Source organism: Pseudorhodoferax sp. LjRoot39, from assembly GCF_964253035.1.
GTDB lineage: Bacteria > Pseudomonadota > Gammaproteobacteria > Burkholderiales > Burkholderiaceae_C > Pseudorhodoferax.
Genome location: NZ_CAXUQL020000002.1, coordinates 510,229 through 529,242, shown reverse-complemented (window position 1 = coordinate 529,242; position 19,014 = coordinate 510,229). Strand labels below are relative to the sequence as shown.

Annotated in this window: 19 protein-coding genes and 1 pseudogene; 3 read left to right on the top strand and 17 right to left on the bottom strand. The window is 66.3% G+C overall.

Annotated elements, in window-relative coordinates; all coding sequences use genetic code 11:
- Positions 1-70: 70 nt before the first annotated feature.
- Positions 71-1,423 (top strand): IS30 family transposase, encoded by a 1,353-nt coding sequence (locus tag ACSQ4M_RS37755; RefSeq protein WP_436194608.1) that lies wholly within the window; start codon positions 71-73, stop codon positions 1,421-1,423.
- A gap of 31 nt (positions 1,424-1,454) precedes the next feature.
- Here the strand turns inward: ACSQ4M_RS37755 and ACSQ4M_RS37750 are convergent.
- Positions 1,455-2,365: pseudogene (locus tag ACSQ4M_RS37750) on the bottom strand (IS3 family transposase); the annotation flags it as partial.
- 177 nt (positions 2,366-2,542) lie between these two features.
- Here ACSQ4M_RS37750 and ACSQ4M_RS37745 point away from each other — a divergent pair.
- A complete protein-coding gene (locus ACSQ4M_RS37745) occupies positions 2,543-3,262 on the top strand; it encodes a PEP-CTERM sorting domain-containing protein (RefSeq protein WP_436194597.1) in 720 nt (239 codons plus the stop codon).
- Positions 3,263-3,811: 549 nt separating this feature from the next.
- Here the strand turns inward: ACSQ4M_RS37745 and ACSQ4M_RS37740 are convergent.
- The 7 genes from ACSQ4M_RS37740 to ACSQ4M_RS37710 all read right to left on the bottom strand — a co-directional run bounded on the left by ACSQ4M_RS37740 (position 3,812) and on the right by ACSQ4M_RS37710 (position 10,795).
- Positions 3,812-4,177 (bottom strand): hypothetical protein, encoded by a 366-nt coding sequence (locus ACSQ4M_RS37740; protein ID WP_436194596.1) that lies wholly within the window; start codon positions 4,175-4,177, stop codon positions 3,812-3,814.
- 662 nt (positions 4,178-4,839) lie between these two features.
- Positions 4,840-5,061, bottom strand: a complete 222-nt coding sequence (locus tag ACSQ4M_RS37735; protein WP_436194614.1) for a transposase — start codon at positions 5,059-5,061, stop codon at positions 4,840-4,842.
- Between the two features lie 460 nt (positions 5,062-5,521).
- Complete coding sequence (locus ACSQ4M_RS37730) at positions 5,522-6,502, bottom strand: Bug family tripartite tricarboxylate transporter substrate binding protein (RefSeq protein WP_436194595.1); 981 nt, start codon at positions 6,500-6,502, stop codon at positions 5,522-5,524.
- Positions 6,503-6,555: 53 nt separating this feature from the next.
- On the bottom strand, positions 6,556-7,560 hold the full coding sequence (locus tag ACSQ4M_RS37725) for a tripartite tricarboxylate transporter substrate binding protein (protein WP_436194594.1): 1,005 nt from the start codon (positions 7,558-7,560) through the stop codon (positions 6,556-6,558).
- Complete coding sequence (locus ACSQ4M_RS37720) at positions 7,557-8,042, bottom strand: aconitase X swivel domain-containing protein (protein WP_436194593.1); 486 nt, start codon at positions 8,040-8,042, stop codon at positions 7,557-7,559. The genes ACSQ4M_RS37725 and ACSQ4M_RS37720 overlap by 4 nt, the downstream gene beginning before the upstream one ends.
- Positions 8,039-9,322, bottom strand: a complete 1,284-nt coding sequence (locus ACSQ4M_RS37715; protein WP_436194592.1) for an aconitase X — start codon at positions 9,320-9,322, stop codon at positions 8,039-8,041. The genes ACSQ4M_RS37720 and ACSQ4M_RS37715 overlap by 4 nt, the downstream gene beginning before the upstream one ends.
- 15 nt (positions 9,323-9,337) lie before the next feature.
- Positions 9,338-10,795 carry an FAD-dependent oxidoreductase gene (locus ACSQ4M_RS37710; RefSeq protein ID WP_436194591.1) on the bottom strand — a complete coding sequence of 486 codons (1,458 nt, stop codon included), beginning with the start codon at positions 10,793-10,795 and terminating at the stop codon, positions 9,338-9,340.
- Between the two features lie 511 nt (positions 10,796-11,306).
- Between ACSQ4M_RS37710 and ACSQ4M_RS37705 the strand changes: the two genes are divergently transcribed.
- On the top strand, positions 11,307-11,738 hold the full coding sequence (locus ACSQ4M_RS37705) for a MarR family winged helix-turn-helix transcriptional regulator (RefSeq protein WP_436194590.1): 432 nt from the start codon (positions 11,307-11,309) through the stop codon (positions 11,736-11,738).
- Positions 11,739-11,751: 13 nt separating this feature from the next.
- On the opposite strand, the gene ACSQ4M_RS37700 is transcribed toward ACSQ4M_RS37705, so the two are convergent.
- The 9 genes from ACSQ4M_RS37700 to ACSQ4M_RS37660 all read right to left on the bottom strand — a co-directional run bounded on the left by ACSQ4M_RS37700 (position 11,752) and on the right by ACSQ4M_RS37660 (position 18,917).
- On the bottom strand, positions 11,752-12,543 hold the full coding sequence (locus tag ACSQ4M_RS37700) for an ABC transporter ATP-binding protein (protein ID WP_436194589.1): 792 nt from the start codon (positions 12,541-12,543) through the stop codon (positions 11,752-11,754).
- Position 12,544: 1 nt separating this feature from the next.
- A complete protein-coding gene (locus ACSQ4M_RS37695) occupies positions 12,545-13,324 on the bottom strand; it encodes an ABC transporter permease (RefSeq protein WP_436194588.1) in 780 nt (259 codons plus the stop codon).
- Positions 13,321-14,175 (bottom strand): ABC transporter permease, encoded by an 855-nt coding sequence (locus tag ACSQ4M_RS37690; RefSeq protein WP_436194587.1) that lies wholly within the window; start codon positions 14,173-14,175, stop codon positions 13,321-13,323. The genes ACSQ4M_RS37695 and ACSQ4M_RS37690 overlap by 4 nt, the downstream gene beginning before the upstream one ends.
- A gap of 3 nt (positions 14,176-14,178) precedes the next feature.
- Positions 14,179-15,153: an ABC transporter substrate-binding protein gene (locus ACSQ4M_RS37685; RefSeq protein ID WP_436194586.1), complete on the bottom strand. Its 975-nt coding sequence runs from the start codon at positions 15,151-15,153 to the stop codon at positions 14,179-14,181.
- Positions 15,154-15,189: 36 nt separating this feature from the next.
- Positions 15,190-16,074, bottom strand: coding sequence for a TauD/TfdA dioxygenase family protein (locus tag ACSQ4M_RS37680; RefSeq protein WP_436194585.1), 885 nt, complete (start codon positions 16,072-16,074; stop codon positions 15,190-15,192).
- Between the two features lie 85 nt (positions 16,075-16,159).
- Entirely contained in the window at positions 16,160-16,831 is a 672-nt protein-coding gene (locus tag ACSQ4M_RS37675) for a dienelactone hydrolase family protein (RefSeq protein WP_436194584.1), read from the bottom strand.
- 11 nt (positions 16,832-16,842) lie between these two features.
- On the bottom strand, positions 16,843-17,661 hold the full coding sequence (locus tag ACSQ4M_RS37670; protein ID WP_436194583.1) for an SDR family NAD(P)-dependent oxidoreductase: 819 nt from the start codon (positions 17,659-17,661) through the stop codon (positions 16,843-16,845).
- 129 nt (positions 17,662-17,790) lie between these two features.
- The gene (locus ACSQ4M_RS37665) at positions 17,791-18,381 is read right to left on the bottom strand and encodes a thiamine pyrophosphate-dependent enzyme (protein ID WP_436194582.1); all 591 of its coding nucleotides are present in this window, start codon (positions 18,379-18,381) and stop codon (positions 17,791-17,793) included.
- The gene (locus ACSQ4M_RS37660) at positions 18,378-18,917 is read right to left on the bottom strand and encodes a phosphonopyruvate decarboxylase (RefSeq protein ID WP_436194581.1); all 540 of its coding nucleotides are present in this window, start codon (positions 18,915-18,917) and stop codon (positions 18,378-18,380) included. The genes ACSQ4M_RS37665 and ACSQ4M_RS37660 overlap by 4 nt, the downstream gene beginning before the upstream one ends.
- Between the last annotated feature and the right edge of the window lie 97 nt (positions 18,918-19,014).

Here is a 19,014-nt window from a genome sequence, read left to right as displayed (position 1 = left end):
TGGGTGGATTCAACCGGTCGTCGCAACACCTTCAATCAAGGAGGTGTTTATGGGCCGACCTGCGGGTTGGATGCAGGAGCTGACAGGGCGTGGTGCGATGCGCTCACCTGGAGCGCCGTCGCTTCGACGTGAAGTGGAGCGGCAGTTCTGGCAGCAGATTGCTACTGGAATCACGAGCGAGAAGGCCGCAGAAGCCGTGGGCGTATCGCAGCCGGTAGGCTCGCGCTGGTTCCGGCATCGTGGCGGGATGCCATTGTTCATGTCGACGCCTGTTTCCGAGCGGTACCTGTCCTTTGCAGAGCGAGAAGAGATTGCCGTGCTACGCGCCCAGGACATCGGTGTGAGGGAGATAGCTCGCCGTCTGGGACGAAGCCCCTCGACCGTGTCCCGAGAGCTGACACGTAATGCTGCAACACGTAGCGGCAAGCTCGACTATCGGGCATCGGTCGCGCAGTGGAAAGCCGAGCTTGTGGCCAGGAGGCCAAAGCCGGCCAAGCTGGTCACCAACTCGCAGCTGCGTCGCTATGTCCAGGATCGCTTAGAAGGTAAGCTGCATGACGCTCGAGGCAAAGAAGTCACTGGTCCTCGGCAGGCACCATTCATTGGGCGCAACAAGCCCCACCGCGGAGACCGCAAGTGGGTGAAAGGGTGGTCACCGGAGCAGATTGCACATCGCTTGCGGGTCGACTTCCCCGATGATCCATCGATGCGCATCTCCCATGAAGCCATCTACCAGTCCCTGTACATCCAGGGCCGAGGGGCTCTCAAGCGCGAGCTGGTGAGCTATCTGCGCACGGGTCGTGCCTTGCGTACGCCGCGGGCTAGGGCACAGGCCAAGGCATGGGCACACGTCAGCGAGGAGGTGATGATCTCCGGCCGACCGTCCGAGGCCGATGATCGGGCCGTTCCTGGCCACTGGGAGGGAGACCTGATCATCGGGCTGAACCGGTCTGCCATCGGCACGCTGGTGGAGCGATCGACCCGCTTCACCGTGCTTGTGCACTTGCCGCGAGAGACCGGATATGGACTGACTCCCCGAACGAAGAACGGACCTGCACTGGCGGGCTATGGTGCCATCACCATGGCCAATGCCCTCAAGCAAACAGTGACCACGCTGCCTGCGCAACTGTGGCAGTCACTGACCTGGGACCGCGGCAAGGAACTGTCCGACCATGCTCGGTTCACCATTGAATCCGGCGTGAAAGTCTTCTTCGCCGATCCTCACAGCCCCTGGCAGCGCGGTACGAATGAAAACACCAACGGCCTGCTACGCCAGTACTTCCCCAAGGGCACTGACTTGTCCCGATGGGACGCGCGCGAGCTCCAATCTGTGGCCAACACCTTGAACAGCAGGCCACGCAAAACGTTGGACTGGAGGACTCCCGCGGAGGCGCTTAACGACTACCTAAAATCCGCCGCGTAACCCGGTGTTGCGACGACCGGTTGAATCCACCCTGGGACCCGCGGTCGGTGTGGACCAGCAGCCCCTTGGCAGGCTTGCGCAGCCACCATGCCGACTTCAAGGCGGTGCACACCAGCGTGGCGTCAATGTTCTCGGACATCGACCAGCCCACGATGCGCCGACCGGCCAGGTCCATCACGGCCGCCAGGTACAGCCAGCCCTCGCCGGTGGGCACGTACGTGATGTCTGCCACCCAGGCCTGGTCACGCTGCCAACCATCAAAGCGTCAATCCAGCAGATTCGGTGCTACCGGCAGGCGGTGCGCCGAATCGGTGGTCACCACGAACGGCCTTCTGTACACCGGGCGCAGGCCCTGGCGACGCAGGCTCTTTCGCACTCGCTCGGCGCTGACGACGTCGCCCTGCTGGCGCAGCTTGTGAACGATCCGAGGGCGACCATAGCTGCGGCGGCTGGCGTCGTGGATGGCCGCCACCTTGGCATCCAGAGCCTGGTTGGCAAGTAGGCCGGGGCTGGGCGGGCGCACGCGCCATTGGCAGTAGCCGCTGCGGGACACCTGCAGCACGCGGCACAGCCGGCTGACGGTGTACTGGTCGCGATGCGCGTCGATCCAGGCGTACTTCATCGCGACCCCCTGGCGAAGTACGCCGTCGCTTTTCGAAGGACTTCCACGTCCAGCTTCGCGTCGGCCAGCTCTCTGCGCAGGCGGCTGTTCTCTGCCTCCAGTTCGCTCACCGGGCGCCGCGCCGGTGCCTCACTGGGCGGCGCCACCGCGCCGTTGGTGCCGGCCGACGCAATGCCACGCCTGGACCAGTTGCCCAGCGTCGCCACCGGCACACCGAGGCGACGTGCGGCCTCGTGACCGCCGACCGACGCCGCGAGCCTGACGGCCTCAGCCTTGAACTCCTGTGTGTACTGCCTCTTGGGCAGCTTGCCTTCTCTCATTTCGATTCTCCGTACCTCTGAAGTTATCAACTTCTTGCTGTACGTGAAATCGAGGCAGGGTCAGTTCCAAGCGGAGCATCGGGCACGCTCGATCCGAACAATCCCTGCAACGTTGCTAACTGGAAGATCACAGGCGCAACGCCAAGCGCTTCTTATTCCGGGGGCCCGCTGAACCCGGTGGGCCCGATCAACGCGACGAGCTGCGCCGGCGTCTACACCGGCAACGAAGGCCCGGCGCTCAACCCGTCGCCCAACCTCGGCTACCTGAACGATGGCCTGCTCAACGGACAGTACGGTCTGCTAAGCCCGACTCAGTTCATCCAGCCCAGCCAACTGCTGGCGCTGAAGAACCCGAACGCTGCCGTGGATCCGGGCTGGATCATGCTCGGGATGCTTGAGGCCAACGCGGGCGAGCTGAGCTACGCGAATGTGACGCCGGTTGGCGGCAGCGCCTTCTCGCTGAGCCAGGTGCTGAAGTACGTTCAGACGCAAGACTCGAATGTTGGCGGCACCTGGACCCTGTCCGTTGACGAGAACATCAAAGCGATCTTTGCCGCAAACAACCTGTTCTCGCGCAGCAACTTCGACCATTTGGCGTTCTCGGTGAAGTCCAGTACGAGCTGGGCCGTCTATGACTTCGACTTCACGAAGATGAACGGCGCTTTCGACCTGGGCACGCCCTACACGATCACCGGCACTTGGAAGATGAACGGCGATTTCGACAACAGCCCCGGTGGCAAGAAGGACAAGGAGCCGAGCGCGCAGGACATCTCGCACATCACTGTCTGGGCACGTGATCCGATCACGGTCGCCGAGGTACCCGAGCCGGCTTCCCTGGCGTTGGTCGGACTGGGCATGATCTGTCTTGCTGGCTTCCGTCGACGCAAGCAGCCATGATCTAGCTTGCTCTGACGTAACCCGGCTTTTGCCGGGTATTTTCTGGGGAAGGGCAGACAACGAAGCTGAACCAGAACAAGTTATTGAGATGCATCTATGCCCATTGACCAGATCGCGATCCCCATCCATGGCGCCCTGACGGCGTAGTGCTCGCAGGAGCGCAGCTGCGCCCATCACAGTCTGGGCTTCGGTGTGCGGCAACCAGACCAAGAGCCTGCCAGCTATCCGATAGCCTTGAAGAACTCCGCCAACCGTTCGACTAGAGCTTCTCCTGTGGCGGTGTGGCCTGATCGCTGCACTTCGAGCCCTAAGCACGAGACGTGCGGCAGGGGCGGGTCTTTAGGGAGGGGCAACCCTGGATGTGTGCTGGCCTTGTGCGCGTGTGGCAGGCGATGCAGTGGAAGATGGCCCCCTGCTTTGGTCGGCGCAATCAGCGTTGAGGACTCCCGTTGCGGGCTCGGCGTCGCCAGATCAGCGACGAAAAGCCGCCATCGGTGAACGCCCGCTTCTGGCCCGGCTGCAGCCACCGAATGCTCCTGGGGGGAGGATTCAACCGCGTCGAGCTTTTCGGTCGAGCTTCTCGGCCAGGCTGAGCTTGGTCGTCGATGAGCCGGTGGATCCGGGGCCTTCTTGTTCATGGTCGTCTGGAAAGAACTCCTCGACCACGGATGCCCCATCCTCCGTTGATTCCTCGAACGCCCCCGCCGCCATCCCAGCCCTAGCTGCTTGGTCCAGAGCCGCCTGATAGAACCCCGCTGCTTTGCGGCCAACGTCTTCGGCATGTGCGGTGTTCAAGGCGTCGATCAGCGAGCTTCCTGATCGCACGGTGAGGTCGACGTAGTAGATCGGCGCGCGATGGGAAAGAGTCGTCGACTTCCCCCGCAGTCGCAGTTCCAGCGGCAGCGTCGACAGCAATCCGGCGGAGACGGCGTGGAAGTACCGTGGGCTGGTGGCCGTCGACGGTTCATTTGTTGACGCGGCGGCTGTGATGAGCGCAGCCGATTCTGCGTGCTATGAGGCAAAAGCGAAGGGCCGCAATGACGTGGCAGTTTTCCAGCCAGTGAGAGGGGCGTGACAACGCAAGATTGTTGAATTTCCGGGGCGGAGGAGGTCGTCACAACTTCCGCGGGCGTGTCATGCTTTTGGACGAAGTCGATCAAAAGCATGACTATTCCGTTTGAGGGGTCCGAGGATCGCTTGGGTCGACTTGCTCAGCTTCCATCCGCTGGTTTTTCAGCGAAGTGTCTCCCTGCATGACAGGCGGGACAGCACAGCGGACAGCCGTTGACCCTTTCAAAGGAGTCGCGAGCCTCCTCGACGGCTCCAGCACAATGGCTGTGCAGGCACAGCAGCACCGGGACCTTAGGCCATTCAGTACAACCCGCCGCGTGCACCAAGTGCTCCCCAAGCTCGTTCGGCTGTAGATCTACGCAGTAATGGGTCATTGCAACTCCCGGGTCCAGTGTTCAGCTGTGCGACCCTCGCAGCCAGCGCCCCGCAACTTCGTTGTTCCGATTGGTCACGTCCCAACCTGTGGTGTAGGTCCACAGGCCGGACAAGGCTGAGATGCACGGTACTCAGCGATCCACAGCGGGCAGCCGAGTGGGCGCAGTGTCGCTCAGGGTCTGTTGGCCTTCGAGCTGAATGTAACGCCGGTTGAGCGACCGCTCGTCGTTCTGTTCCAGCATCATGGCGCCGGCCAAGCGCACTATGGACGCGTCGTTGGGCAAGATGCCCACGACGTTGGTGCGCCGCTTGATCTCCGCGGTTTGCCGCTCCAGTTGGTTTTTGGAACAGATCTGCGTCCGATAGGGGGAATGTCATAGCGACCAGCACGCCGTTCTCCGCCTAGGCCATCAGTGCATCTAGCTTGGGAAACTTGCCGGTGAGCTGCTCAGCCACCGATCTCCAGCGCGCCGTGCAGTCTCGGCCGACTCCTGCACGAATCCCGTGCCGGTGGCCACAGAGACCATGCGTCGCGGGGATCTTGCCTGCGTCGCCAGCGCGTTGCGCATGAAGTGCACGCGCGCAGCCTGCAAGGATCGTCATGAATGCCACCAAGATCGACCGCGCGCTGCGCGAAGGCGGCGTGTTTCGCGCCGTCACGGCACGCTGGTTAGCGGACGATACTCGTCTTCGTGTCATCCGGCGCAGCGAAGTATAGGTTCAGCCCCTTGGCTCTACTGCGTTGCTGCGTCCTGGAGCTCCTTGCGAAACTGCAGGTCCCAATCAACTACCCGCGGCGAGGCCTGACGGCCGTCAGTCCAGCTTGATGCCCGTGCGCCGGATGTAACTGCCCCAGCGGTCGAAATCGCGCTGCACCACGCTGGCAAACTGGGCCGGCGTCTCGTCCACCGGGTCGAAGGCCAGCGTTGCCAGCAGGCTCTGGAACGTGGCTGTGCGCGAAGCCTGGGCCACTGCAGCGTGGAGCTTTTGCAGCACCTGGGGGCTCATGCCCGCCGGGGCGAAGAGACCGTTCCAGCCCCGGATCTCGAAGCCCGGCAGTCCCTGCTCCAGCAAGGTCGGGGTGTCGGGCATCAAGGCGCGACGCTTCTCGCCCGCACTGCCCAGGATCTTCAGGCGCCCGTCTTTCGCGTACTGCATGGCCGTGGACGGAGAGTCGAACATGATCTGCACACGGCCGGCCAGCAGGTCCTTGAGGGCGTCGGCGCTGCCCTTGTAGGGCACGTGCACGATGTCGATGCCGGTGTTCTGGCGCAGCACCTCGCCGTAGATGTGGGAGATGGTCCCGGCGCCGAAGGAGGCATATGCCAGCTTGCCAGGGTGGGCCTTGCCATAGGCGATGAATTCCTGCGGCGTGTTCGCGGGAACCGAGGGGTGCATCACCAGCACCACGCCGCCGGCGGTCAGCTGGGCGATGGGGGTGAAATCGCGCAAGGCGTCGTAGGGGACGGAGCGCAGCGTGTGCGGGTTCTGCGTCACCACACCGTCGGAGATGTACATCAGCGTGTGGCCGTCGGGATGTGCCCGCGCCACTTCCACGGCGCCGATGCCGCCGCTGACGCCGGGCTTGTTTTCCACGATCGTCGGAACGGCGAGGATCTTGCCCATTTCAAGCGCCAGCGCGCGCGCCTGGGTGTCGGTCGGCCCGCCGGCCGCGAAGCCGACGACGATCCGGATGGGCTTGCCGGCCTTGGGAAAGTCCTGGGCCGCGGCGGTGGACGTGACCAGTGGCAGCGATGCGGCTGCGGCAAGTGACATGAAGTGGCGGCGGTGCATGGATGGTCTCCGTGGGATGTTGTGGATGCGGGGCTGCGCTGGCTGCTCCGCTTTCAGTCGAGCTTGACGCCCGTGGCCTTGACCACCGGGCGCCACTTGTCCATCTCGGCCAGGATGTAGGCGTCGTATGCCTGCGGCGTGGAGCCGATGGGCTCCTGGCCGATCTCGCGCACACGCGCGGCCACCTCCGGCAGTTGCAGCACGCCCGCGAAATCGTCGCGAATGCGGCGCACTAGTTCCTCCGGCGTGCCGCCTCGCACCACGAGGCCGAACGCGCCAGAGAAGTCGTAGCCGGGCGCGACGCTCGCCGCGAGTGCCGCGCCCGGCACCAGTTCACTGGGCTTGGCGCCCATGGTGGCAATCAGCTTGAGCTTGCCGCTGCGGACATGCTCCAGCGCCGCCGGCGTGATCGGGTCCATCAGCATGGGGACATGGCCGCCCAGCAGGTCCGTCATCGCCTGCGCGCTTCCCTTGTACGGCACGTTCTGCAGGCGGATGTCGGCCATGGTGTTGAACAGCTCCATGGCGAGGTAAGTCTGGGTCGTCGCATACGCATAGGCCGTCTTGCCGGGCTCGCGTCGGGCCAGCGCCACCAGCTCGGCCGGCGTGTTCGCGGCGAAGTTGGGGTGGGCGTACAGCGCCATGTGGAAGCGCGTCAGCAGCATGACCCCGGTCAAGTCCTTCAGCGTGTCGTACGGCATCTTCGCTGCGAGCAGCGGATTCATGATGTGCGAGCCCGTGACGATGCCCAGCGTGTGGCCGTCCGGCGCGGACCGGGCCACCACCTCGGTGCCGAGCATGGTGTTGGCGCCGGGCTTGTTCTCCACGACCACCGGCTGCTTCCATTGGCGTGCCAGTTGCTCGGCCATCTGGCGGGCCAGCGCGTCGGTGGCGCCGCCGGGCGGAAACGGCACGATCAGCCGCACCGGCCTCGTGGGGAAAGGGGTCGGCGCGGGCTGGGCGATGGTGCGCAGCGGCAGCAGCGCAGCGCAGGCACCTGCGGCCAGCAACAACCTGCGCCGTGCACGCGCCGCTTGCGGGTGGGATGGGGCGTTCATGGTGTCTCCTGTGGCGCGACCGGCGCTGGCTGCCGGGCCACGCCGGCGACGGACTTCTTGTGCACTTCGACGATGCCCTGGTCGGCGTCTACGCGCACCCAGTCGCCGGTCACGATCACGGCCAGCGGGTTCTGGTCGAAGTCGGTCACGGCGGGTGCGCGGGTGGCGACCGCGCCCAGCGCGATCTTGGCGCTCATGTCGTTGAACAGCATGGCCGCCGGTGCCACGCCCATGGAGCGCGTCAGGTGGAAGGCGTTGGACCAGCCGGACGAGCCTTTGGCCCCCGGAAACACCAGCACCTTGCCGGCGAAGCTCACGCCACGCAACTCGTGCCGTGTCTCCACGATGGTGCCGGTGCGCGAATCGATGCCACCCCAGCCCGAGATCGCCTGCGTGGTGACCAGGGCCTCGCCCTCGGCCGTGCCGCCGACCACGCAGCGCCCGCGCAGCACGATGACGCTGCCTGTCGTCGCGTCGTTCACAGGGGGCCGCCTTTCCACTGGCCGGTGCAGGCCGCGTCGATGCATTCCTCCAGCGATCCGAACCAGGCCTCGATGCCCAGGATGGCTGGCAGGTAATGCGCCTGCTTGGCCGAGTCCAGTGCCACCACGCGTGTGCCCTTGGGTGTGGCGCGGCTCATGGCCGAGCAGCTGTCAGTCAACAGATGGCCGCCCGCGGCTTCGATGGTCTGCGTGTAGCCGTTGCGGTCGGCCAGGGACTTGATGGCGCGCGGCGTGAAGATCCACAGCGCGGTGTTGGCGCTGACCTTGCGGCCCTCCAGCAGGCGCGCGGCTTCCCAGATCTGCTCGATGGTGTAGTGCGGGCAGCCCAGCATCACGTAGTCGACCGCGGTGCTGCGGCCGGTGCCGTTGATCTTCTCCCAGGTGGCGCGCCGCTCGGCCGGGCCGTAGCGCAAGGTCTCCAGTGCCCGGTTGCCGCCGAAGGCCTGCTCGCGCGTGTTGGCCTCGGGCGTGATGCCAACCAGGTGGTACATCTCCACGCCGCCGGAGGACGAGGCGGCCGCGCCGAAATGCTTGAGCCGCGCCAGGTTGGGCAGCTTGCCCACGCCCTCGACCACTGGCACCTTGTCCTGCACCATGTCGCCGATCCAGTAGCCCAGCAGGCCCCAGTCGGCCGTGCTTTCCACCGCGGTGTCGAGCTGCACCGCGTGCGTGCCCCAGCGGTTGCGGTCCAGGTGGTAGCCCCAGTAGGGAATGCGGCCGGTCAGCATCGCGGCGCCCACGCTCTCGCGGCCTTCGGTGTTGGTGCGCGCGCCGATGACGGCGTTGCAGTAAGTGACGGCCGAGGACTCCATCCAGGCGCAGTGCTCGCCGCGCGTCGGGATGTTGCCGACCTGGTAGGGCGTGCAGGTGTTCGTCGCCTGCACCCCCAGGCCGGTGATGTAGGTCTCGCCCTTCTTGTAGAACTGCACCGTCTGCTCGTCGATGCCCATGAGCTCGGGGTTGTGGGGGTCGAAGCCCAGCTGCACGTGGCTGGTGAAGGTCTTTACGCGCGGGATGGCGACGGTGTCGTCGCTGTCCAGGCTGAACTCCGAGAACACGCCGTCCATGCCGCCGCGCTGGCGTGCGTAGTCGCGCATGAACGGGGTGGTGGCGCTGATCGACGCAACCACGTTGTTGGTCTCCACCAGGCGCTGGGCGCCCAGCGCGCGGCCATAGCGCATCAGCAGGTCCATGGCGCGCTGCACTGCGGCGCCGTCGCGCCCGTCCAGCATCGCTTGTTCTTCGTCCGTCAGTTGCATGGTGTGCTCCTGGCGTCAGGCCGCAAGGCTCTGGCGCTGCTCTGTGCGCACATACGCACCTTGTGCCTGCAGCTCGGCCTGCACGCTGGCGATGTCGACCTTGCGCGGCTGCACGCCCTGCGCGACGGCCAGGGCCGCTGCCACGCCAGCCGCCTGCCCGGTAATCCAGCACTGCGGGATCTCACGCATGAAACCGTGCGAATTGGGGTCGCAGGAGATGTGGCGGCCGCAGGCCAGCAAGCCGTCCAGTTGCTCGGGCACCAGGGCGCCGTAGGGAATGGAGATGTTCGGAAACTTGGGCGAGACCGCGGGCGAGACACCCACCTCGTCGGGCAGCGCCACGCCAGCGGGCCAGCGCGCGCGCAGCACGGCGTCCACACCCTTGAGGCGGCGCGAATGGCGCACGCCGATCTGCGGCGCGCTGAGCATCATGTAGGCGTTCTCGAAACCCGGCGCGTGCGCGCGGTAGTAGTCCAGATGCTGGGCCATCGCGCGGTGCGAGCGCACCTCCACGGCGGTCAGGTCGTCCACGTCCAGTGCCGAGTAACCGGTTTGCCGCGGGCCCATGAACAAGGCCACGTCGTTGCGCCAGGAGACGAAGGGCCGCTCGAACAGGCCGCAGGCGTCGCGCCCGCCGGCCATGAACGCGGTGAAGCGTTCGGGCTGGCCGGCCTTGAAGGCAATCCAGCGCTCCATGTCGACACCGGCGAACAACCAGGCGGTGTTCATGCAGTGGTGCACGTCGGCGGCCTCGATGTCGTTGTCGTAGGCGGCACCGGCGCGCGCGAAGATGTCGCCGTCGCCGGTGGCGTCGATGACGACCTTGGCGCGCACCGCCATGCGGCCTTCCTTGCTCTCGAAGCTCACGCCCGCCACTGCGCCGTTCTCCATCAGGGGCTCGGCGGCCCAGGAGTGGTAAATCAGCTTGACCTGGCGCTCCAGCACGATCTCCTGGCTCAGCAGCTTGAGCTGCTCGGGGTCGATGGTGGGCGACCAGGTCACGATGCCGTGGTAGGCCGCCGTGCGCTGCGACCAGTGCGCGGCCTTGGCCGCATCCTGCGAGCCCCAGTCGGACCGCACCGGCCCGGCGATGGCATCGGCGGGCAGCCGGTTGAACAGCTCTTCGGCGAAACCGCGGATGACCAGCTTGCCTTCCCAGTCGCTCATGCGGTCGATCCAGATCACGAGCCCGCCGGTGGACAGGCCGCCCAGGTGGTTGTAGCGCTCCAGCATTGCCACGTTCGCACCCGCCCGTGCGGCGGCCGCTGCCGCGGCGGTGCCCGAAGGGCCGCCGCCGACCACCAGCACATCGCACTGGTGATAGACGGGGATCTGCCGACCCGGTTCGCTCACATGCCCATGGTCGGGGCGGGGTGCGCGGGCATCCTTGCGCGCGAACAGGTCGGACGAGAGAAAGCGCTCTTCGCCGCGCTGGGTCGTGAGCATGCCGTTGTTGGATTGCGGGCCTTGCATGGGCGGATGTCTCCGTGTGTAGATGGGTTGGATGGTCGGGTAGGGCGGGTCAGCGCGGCGCGACCGGCGCAGTGACCTGATCGCCCAGGCCGGCGCTGTCGATGGCGAACACCGCCTGGGACGTGCCGCCGCCTATGGCCGGCGCCCGCCACGGGGCGTTGTGAACGGCCCAGAGGCCGGGACGTGGGGAAAATTGCTGTGGAGCTTGCGCGTCATCGACTGCGATCGTGTTGCTGAATATCGTGGAGACAAGTCTTATATTGACATATCCATAAAAGCAATGTCAACCTGTCCTTGTGGCATGCTCGACCTTGTGATTCATCTGAAGAGGACATGCATGACGGCAAGCACTGGCACCCCCCGCGCACCCACCGCAAGAGGCGGCACGACGGCTGCTCGTGGGCCCGGGGCCAAGGCGGTTCCGGCGGCGTCGCCCGCCGCGCAAGAGGGCGCGAAGCCACCCGTGCGGGCCGCGGCGCTGCCAGCCGATGTGGAGGGGTCGCAGGCGTCCGTGAACCGTTACCTGGCCGCCTACATCATGGGCGTGGCCAACCGTTTGGCGAACGGCGCTTCCAACCACTACCGCAAGCGCTTCAACCTCGGCATGTCCGAGTGGCGCGCCATGATGGCGCTGGGGCAGAGCCCCGAGCTCATCGTGCGCGAGGTCGCCGAGATGGCCGATCTCGACTACGCCGCCGCCAGCAAGAGCGTTCGCGTGCTGCAGGAGCGCGACCTGGTGAGCGTCGAGCAGACCTCGCGGCGTGGGCGCGCCGCGATCGTCCGCCTGACGGCGCAGGGCACCGAGGTCTACGGCAAGCTGCGCGTTTCTGCGGAACAGCGGCAGGAGCGCCTGGTCTCCGCCTTCGACCCCGCCGAGGTGGAGGTGCTGTGGTCGCTGTTGCGCAAGGTCGAGCAGCAGGTGCCGCACATGAATGCGGACTGAGCTGCGGCCACCGCTACTTCGCCGCCTTCGCGGCCTGGATGCCGCTGTAGACCCGGGTACGCAGTTCTGCGAAGTCCGGGTGGACACGGGTGTGGGCCTGGGTGCGCGGCGACGGCAGGTCGACGCGCACGTCGTCGAGCACCCGGGTCGGTGACGACGACAGCACCAGCACCCGCTGGCCCAGGTACACCGCCTCGTCGATGTCGTGGGTCACGAAGATCATCGTCAGGCCCAGCTTGGACCACAGGTGCAGCATCAGGTCTTCCAGGTCGGCGCGCGTCTGCGCATCGACGGCCGCGAAGGGTTCGTCCAGCACCATGACCTTGGGCTGGTAGGCCACTGCGCGCGCGATGGCCACGCGCTGCTGCATGCCGCCCGACAGCTGCCACGGGTAGGAGTCGCCGACATGGCCCAGCGCCACGGCGTCGAGCGCCGACGCCACCATGCGCGCGCGTTCGGCTGCCGCGATGCCGCGCTCGCGCAGCGGCAGTTCGACGTTCTCGCGCACCGTTTTCCAGGGGAACAGGCTGCGCCCGTATTCCTGGAACACCACGGCCATGTCCTGCGGCGGCGCCGTCACCTCGCGGCCGTTCACCGTGACCGCTCCACGCGTCGGCGCCAACAGCCCGGCCAGGCACTTCAGCAGCGTCGTCTTGCCGGCGCCTGAAGGGCCGACGATGCAGGTGAAGTCGCCTGGGCGCACGTCGAAGCTCAGATCGCCGATCGCTTCGACCCGGCGCTCCTTGGACTGGTAGACCTTGTTCAGATGTTCGACGGACACGGCCGCCATTGCTTGTGCTGTCACTTCAGTTCCGCCTTTCAAGATCACGCATGCCGTGGTACCAACCGAGCGCCCAGCGCTCGAACCATCTGAACAACAGCGACAGCGCGAAGCCGAACAGGCCCAGCATCAGCACGCCGCTCCACATCTCCGCGATTTCGTAGCTGCGCTGGAAATAGATGATGGCCGAGCCCAGGCCGTCGAGCGCCGCGAACATTTCGCTGATCACCATCAGCACGATGCCGATCGACAGCCCCAGCCGCATGCCGACGATGATCTGCGGCGAGGCGCTGGGCAGGATGAAGTGGCGCAGCCGCGCCAGTCCCCGGATCTGGTAGGTCCTGCAGGTGTCGGCGAGCACCTCGTCCACGGCCTTCACACCCTCGACCGTGTTCAGCAGGATGGGCCAGATGGCGCCGGCCACGATGATGGTGATCTTCATGGTGTCGCCGAAGCCCATCGTCATGATGAGCAGCGGAATCATCGCGACCGGCGGGATTGCGCGGAAGAACTCGAGCACCGGCTCGACGGCGCGGCGCAGCGGGCGGTAGATGCCGATCGGCACACCCAGCGCGATGCCGCCGACGCAGGCCAGCAGGTAGCCGGCCAGGAGGCGTTCCAGGCTGGGCAGCACGTCCGAGAAGAAGCGCGGACCGAGCCAGATACTGCCGAATTTCTCGAGGATGGTGCCCAGTGGCGGGAAGTAGAAGTTGGTCGAGCTGGCGCTCAGCACGTAGAGCAGGCCGAACAGCAAGGCCGGCAGCGCCAGTTCGACGAACAGCTTGCGCACGAAGGAACCGATCACCGCACACCTCCTGCCGCACGCACGCTGGGGTGCCATTGGAGGATGCGCTTCTCCAGGCTGCGCGCCGCGAGGTTGATCGCCACCCCCAGCAGGCCCGCGACGAGCACATAGGCGTAGGCCTCGGCCGTCGCATTGGAGGCCTGCGCCACCACGATGCCCCGGCCCAGACCCTGGCTGCCGATCACCATCTCGGCCGTCACGGCCAGCACCAGCGCCATGGCGGCGGCCAGCCGCAGGCCGGTGAACAGGAACGGCAACAGGGTCGGCCAGGCGACGTGGCGCACGAAGCCGAACCTGCTGAAGCGAAACGAGCGCGCCGTGTCGCGTGCCACCGCATCGATGTCGCTCAGGCCATACAGCATCTGCAGCAGCACCTGCCAGAACGCGGCGTAGGTGATCAGCACCACGCCTGATTGGTAGCGCGAGCCGAACAGCAGGATGACGCCAGGGATCAGCGCCACCGAGGGGATCGGCCGCAGGAACTCGATGGTCGAGTGGGTGTACTTGCGGGCGCCAGGCGTGAGCCCGATGAACAATCCGGCGGCGACGCCGGCCAGGGTGGCGATCGCCAAGCCCAGCAGCCAGGTGCGCACGGTGCTGAGCAGGTAGCCCCAGAACTCCGCGGTGGCACCCAGTTGGGCGAGCTTGCCCAGCACCACCGTCAAGGGCGGGAAGAATTCCGGCCGCACGAGGCCGGCGCGCGGTCCGGCCTCCCACAGCAGGGCCAGCACCATGACGCCGATGGCGCCGCCGAGAGCGTTGCGCAGGCCGGCGAACCCGGTCATTTCAAGCCGCTGGCGCGGATGGACGACGGGGGGCGCCGCGCCCGCCAGGCCATTGCTTGCCGACATGGCCTACTTCCCGTTCCAGACGACGGTGTCGTACACCGCCGGCTTGGTCAGCATGCCGAACTCGTTGCCGCTCTTGGAGAACATTTCGACCGACTCGGGCGGGATCGCGGTGAGGTAGTTCGGCAGGATCAGCTTGGCCGCCACGTCGGCGCCCAGCTTGGTGAACTTGGGCAGCTGCTTGCGCACCGCGTCGGGGTTCTTCTGCGCGTACTCGATCGACTCGTTGATGGCAGCGCGCAGGTTCTTGAACAGCTCGGGATTGGCTTTGAGCTGTGCTTCGCTCGTAAAGTAGCCCGAGGTCAGCATGCTCTTGGGGGACATGGCCTGGTAGGGCGAGCTGATCGGCGGGAACCCCGCGGCGATGGCGGCGGTGCCGAAGGGCTCGGCACCCACCATGGCGTCGGTCCTGCCGGCCTGCAGCGCCGCCAGCGCTTCGGCGAAGCCCAGCTCGATGAACTTGACCTTGTTCGGATCGCCGCCATCTGCCTTGACGGCCGCCTTGCCCATCATCTGCAGCAGGCCGTTGAGCGCGTTGACGCTGACGGTCTTGCCCTCCAGATCCTTGGCCGACTGGATGCCGCTCTTGGGGCCGGCATGGATCATCGTCACGTCGGCGCCCTTGACGCCGGTGGAGCTGGAGCCGGCGGCGATGATCTTGAGGGGCAGGCCCTTGTCGCGCGCCTGCAGGATGTTGACCAGCGCGGTGAAGGCGAAGTGGTACTCGCCACTCATGACGGCCGGAACACCCCCGGTCGACGCCACGTTGGCCTTGAGCTGCAGACCGTGTTTCTTGAAGAGGCCGACCTCTTCGCCCAGGTAGAGTGCGGCCACATCCGTGACGGGCACGAAGCCAGCGTTCACGGTGACGAGTTTCGGTGCGTCCTGCGCAATGGCGCTGCCGCCTGCGAGCAGACAGCTGCCCAGCCAGGCGGCAGCGATGCTGCGGGTGATGGTCCGGCGAAGGATATGGGTTTTCATGTGGGTCTCCTGTTTGGTGGGGATCGGGATGGGGCGTCAGCGCGGCCGGTCGCCGGCGATCGTCGTGCGCGTCATGTAGCGGTCGCGGCCGATGTAGTCGGGAATGGCCTTGTGCATGGCGCAGCGGTTGTCCCAGATCAGCACCTGGTCCTTCTTCCAGCGCACGCGGCAGGTGTGTTCGAAGCGGGCGCTGTGGTCGTACAGGAACTGCAGCAGCGGGCGGCTCTCGGCTTCCGTCATGCCTTCGAAGCGCTGAGCGTAGACCTGGTTCACGAACAGGAAGCGGCGGCCCGAGCCGGGGTGGGTGCAGACCAGGGGGTGGACCATCTCGCGGTCGCCGGCTTCGATGTCCAGATCCAGCTTGGCGCTGCCGGCGCTGAACTTCTTCTTCTGCGCATGGTAGGCCGAGCCGTAGATGCGCGTGGCGCTGTGGACGACCTGCAAGCTGTCGAGCATGGTGCGCATGCGCGGCGACAGGGTTTCGTAGGCCGCGTACATGCTCAGGAATCCGGTGTCGCCACCGAACTCGGGCACCGTCACCGCGCGCATCACCACGGCGGCGGGCGGGCATTCGAAGTAGGTGCTGTCGGCGTGCCAGCTCTCGCCGACGACGCGGCCGTTGTCGTTCGCGTCGCGCTTGATGATGTGGATGCGGTCGAAGCCGTCGACCTGGTGCAGTTGCGGCATGTCCATCAGGCTGCCGAAGCGTTGGCTGAAGGCCTGGTGCTGGGCGTGCGTCAGCGCCTGGTCGGGGAAGTAGACGACCAGATAGTCGTAGAACGCTTGCTGCACTTCGCCCCAGGTGGCGTCGTCCAGCGGTGCAGAGAGATCGATGCCGTGGATCTCGGCGCCGATGGCGCTGTTGAGCGGGCGTACGTCGATGCGTTTGAACTTGCCCGGGTTGTCGTAGATCGCAGTCACGTGAAGTCAGTCCTTGTTCAGTTCGGAGATGCCGTCGACGGGTCGGTGGTGCAGCGCGACGGTGGATGTGCTCAGGGGCGCTGCATCAGCGCAGGTGGGTGTCGAGCCACTGCATCGACCGCTGCCAGGCCAGGGCCGCCGAAGCGGGTTCGAAGGCGGCCCGTTCGTCGCAGTTGAAGCCGTGGCCTGCGGCGTAGACATGCACTTCGCACTCCGGGCGCGCCGCGCGGATGCGCTCGACGTTCTGCATGGGAATGGTGTGGTCCGATTCGCCGTAGTGCAGGATGGTCGGGCAGCGCGGTGGACTGTCCAGATGCTGCGCGATGTGGCCACCGTAGTAGCCGACGACGGCTGACAGTGCATCGGCGCGCTGCGCGGCCAGATAGGCGACGGAAGCACCCAGGCAAAAGCCCATGGCGGCCACCGGCCCGCCCGGCTGACGCGCCACGGCTGCTGTCGCGAGGGTGTCGCGCACCATCGCATCCCAGTCCAGCTGCGGCAGGAACTTCAGCGCGACGGACACTTCCTCGGCGCCGTAGCCGCAGGCAAAGCCACGTTGCAGCCGGTCGAACAGCGCGGGTGCGTAGGCGTCGTAGCCGGCAGCGGCCAGGCGTTGGCACAGCGCGCGGATGTGGGTGTTGACGCCGAAGATCTCCTGCAGCACGACGACGGCGCCGCGCGGGGCCGTTTCGGCGCGCTGGTGCCAGCACTGCAGCACATGGCCATCGGGAGCGGTGACGTGGATGAACTGGGACATGCTGTGCCTTGTCAATCCGCCGGGCCCAGCGTGGTGCCGCCGTCCACGATGATCTGTTGGCCCGTGATGAGCCGGGAAGCCGGAGACGCCAGGAACAGCGCCGCGCCCTGCAGATCCTCGACCGTGCAGATGCTGTGCAGCGGCGCCGCCTGCTCGAACGGGGCGCGCGCCTGCGGCGACTTGAGCCGCCCGCCTCCGATGTTGGTGATCACCGGCCCGGGGGCGATGGCGTTGACCAGGATGTTGTAGCGGGCCAGTTCGTGCGCGTACTGGCGGACCATGTAGCCCACGGCGGCCTTCGATGTCGCATAGATCGAACTGACCAGGGTTTCCGTCTTGCTCGCCGAGATGGAACTCGTGGCGATGATGCGGCCGCCGCCGTGTTGCTTGAAGTGCGGCACCACGGTCTGCAGCGTCAGGAAGATCGACCGCGTGTTGGTGGCGATGACGCGGTCCCACAGCTCGACGGACAGGTTCTCGACCTCGCCCGCCGGGTTGCGCTCGCCCGCGCCGTTGAGGAAGCCCGGGCCGGCGCTGATGCCGGCGTTGGCGAACACGGTGTCGATGCGGCCGTGGCGCGCGATCGCGTGGTCGAACGCCTGGCGCAGCGACTCAGGCTGCGTGACGTCGGCGATCTTGCCGTGCAGCTGGGCGCCCGTCGCACCGAGCTCCTCCAGGGCCTGAGCCAGGGCCTGCGCGTCGCGGTCGATCAGCTCGACGTGGGCGCCGTTGGCCGCCATGACGGAGGCATAGGCCAGGCCGATGCCGCTTGCCGCGCCGGTGACCACGACGGTCTGGCCGCGAACATTGAACAAGTTTTCTGCTTTCATGGGCTCTAATTTGATTAGCCATTTAATGACATGTCAAATTAGGGTTACTACCATGTCGGAAACGACGCGCAGCCGCACGCCTCGGTCGATGTCGACCGAGGCGCGCGGCGCTTGTCTGCAGAAGGGTGGCTAGGCTGGAAAGCCCAGTGCTGCGCGGAACCGGTTTTTGACGTGGACACCGTCACGCGACGGCAGTGCGCGCGGCAGCTCTTCCGACTTCACATGGACCTGCGCGAACGCCAGGCCGGTGCGCGCGTTGATGCGGCTGGCCAGCGCTTCGACCTCGTCCTCGGCGTGGATCTCGGTCGACAGCTCGATGCCGCAGGCCTTGGCAACCTGCGCGAGGCGGGTGCCCAGGCTGCTGTGGCTGCGCTGCATGCCGGTCTCGCCGAAATGGCCGTTGTCCAGCACGACCAGCGTCAGGTTGGGTGGCTGTTGCGCGCCCGCCGTGGCCAGGCTGCCGATGCCCATCAACTGCTCGCCATCGCCGGTGATCGCGACGACCGAACGGTCCGGCTGCGCCAGCGCCAGCCCGATCGCCATGGCGGTCGAGCCGCCCATGGCGCCCCACAGGTAGAAGTGGTTCGGTGAGTCGCCCGCGGCGAACACGTCGTAGGTCGGCGAGCCCAGCCCGGTGATCACCAGTGCCTCGGGGCAGAGCGCCAGGAGCCGGGCCACGCAGGGGCGGCGGTCGATGGTGGCGGTTCGGTTCGGGCTCATTTCTTCGGCTTCCACTTCTTGCGTCCGATCAGACGTTGTGACAACAGCACCGCCACCTGCTGGCCGCCTTCGAAGGCGGCATCGATGCCGGCGGCCACCAGCTCGGGCACTTCGTCGGGCGTGCTGGCGCGCAGCACGGTGATGCCCATCAATTCCATGGAGGCCTGCGCGGCCTGGCCCATCGGGCACTGCCACGGGTTGAACTCGGCGTATTCGCCGCGCATGGTCACCAGCGTCAGGAACGGAAAGCGACAGCTCTGCAGCAGCGAGAACATGTTCACGCAGTTGCCGACCCCGCTGCTCTGCATCAGCAGCACGGCGCGTTGGCCACCCAGCCAGGCGCCGCTCACGAGCGCGACGCCTTCCTCTTCGGTGGTCAGCACGACATCGCGGATGTCGGCGTCGGCCTGTGCCCGGCGGATGACGTGCGAATGGCCCGCGTCGGGTACGTAGGCGACCTGCTGGATGCCGGCCTCCTTCAAGGTGGCGAAGATCTTCTCTTGCCAGCCCGTGTCTTGTTCGGTGTGACTGCTCATGTCTCCTCGTGCAGCGTTGATGTGGAGAACCAATCGTATGGGTTATACAAAGCCCACTCAAATAACAAAATCTGCTGCAACGATCAGCTTTGCGCAT

Bases quoted from the DNA above. Each gene is read 5' to 3' on its own strand.
- ACSQ4M_RS37660 (WP_436194581.1), bottom strand. From the start codon at position 18,917: ATGAGCAGTCACACCGAACAAGACACGGGCTGGCAAGAGAAGATCTTC.
- ACSQ4M_RS37665 (WP_436194582.1), bottom strand. From the start codon at position 18,381: ATGAGCCCGAACCGAACCGCCACCATCGACCGCCGCCCCTGCGTGGCC.
- ACSQ4M_RS37725 (WP_436194594.1), bottom strand. From the start codon at position 7,560: ATGAACGCCCCATCCCACCCGCAAGCGGCGCGTGCACGGCGCAGGTTG.
- ACSQ4M_RS37675 (WP_436194584.1), bottom strand. From the start codon at position 16,831: ATGTCCCAGTTCATCCACGTCACCGCTCCCGATGGCCATGTGCTGCAG.
- ACSQ4M_RS37685 (WP_436194586.1), bottom strand. From the start codon at position 15,153: ATGAAAACCCATATCCTTCGCCGGACCATCACCCGCAGCATCGCTGCC.
- ACSQ4M_RS37690 (WP_436194587.1), bottom strand. From the start codon at position 14,175: ATGTCGGCAAGCAATGGCCTGGCGGGCGCGGCGCCCCCCGTCGTCCAT.
- ACSQ4M_RS37730 (WP_436194595.1), bottom strand. From the start codon at position 6,502: ATGCACCGCCGCCACTTCATGTCACTTGCCGCAGCCGCATCGCTGCCA.
- ACSQ4M_RS37670 (WP_436194583.1), bottom strand. From the start codon at position 17,661: ATGAAAGCAGAAAACTTGTTCAATGTTCGCGGCCAGACCGTCGTGGTC.
- ACSQ4M_RS37710 (WP_436194591.1), bottom strand. From the start codon at position 10,795: ATGCAAGGCCCGCAATCCAACAACGGCATGCTCACGACCCAGCGCGGC.
- ACSQ4M_RS37755 (WP_436194608.1), top strand. From the start codon at position 71: ATGCAGGAGCTGACAGGGCGTGGTGCGATGCGCTCACCTGGAGCGCCG.
- ACSQ4M_RS37715 (WP_436194592.1), bottom strand. From the start codon at position 9,322: ATGCAACTGACGGACGAAGAACAAGCGATGCTGGACGGGCGCGACGGC.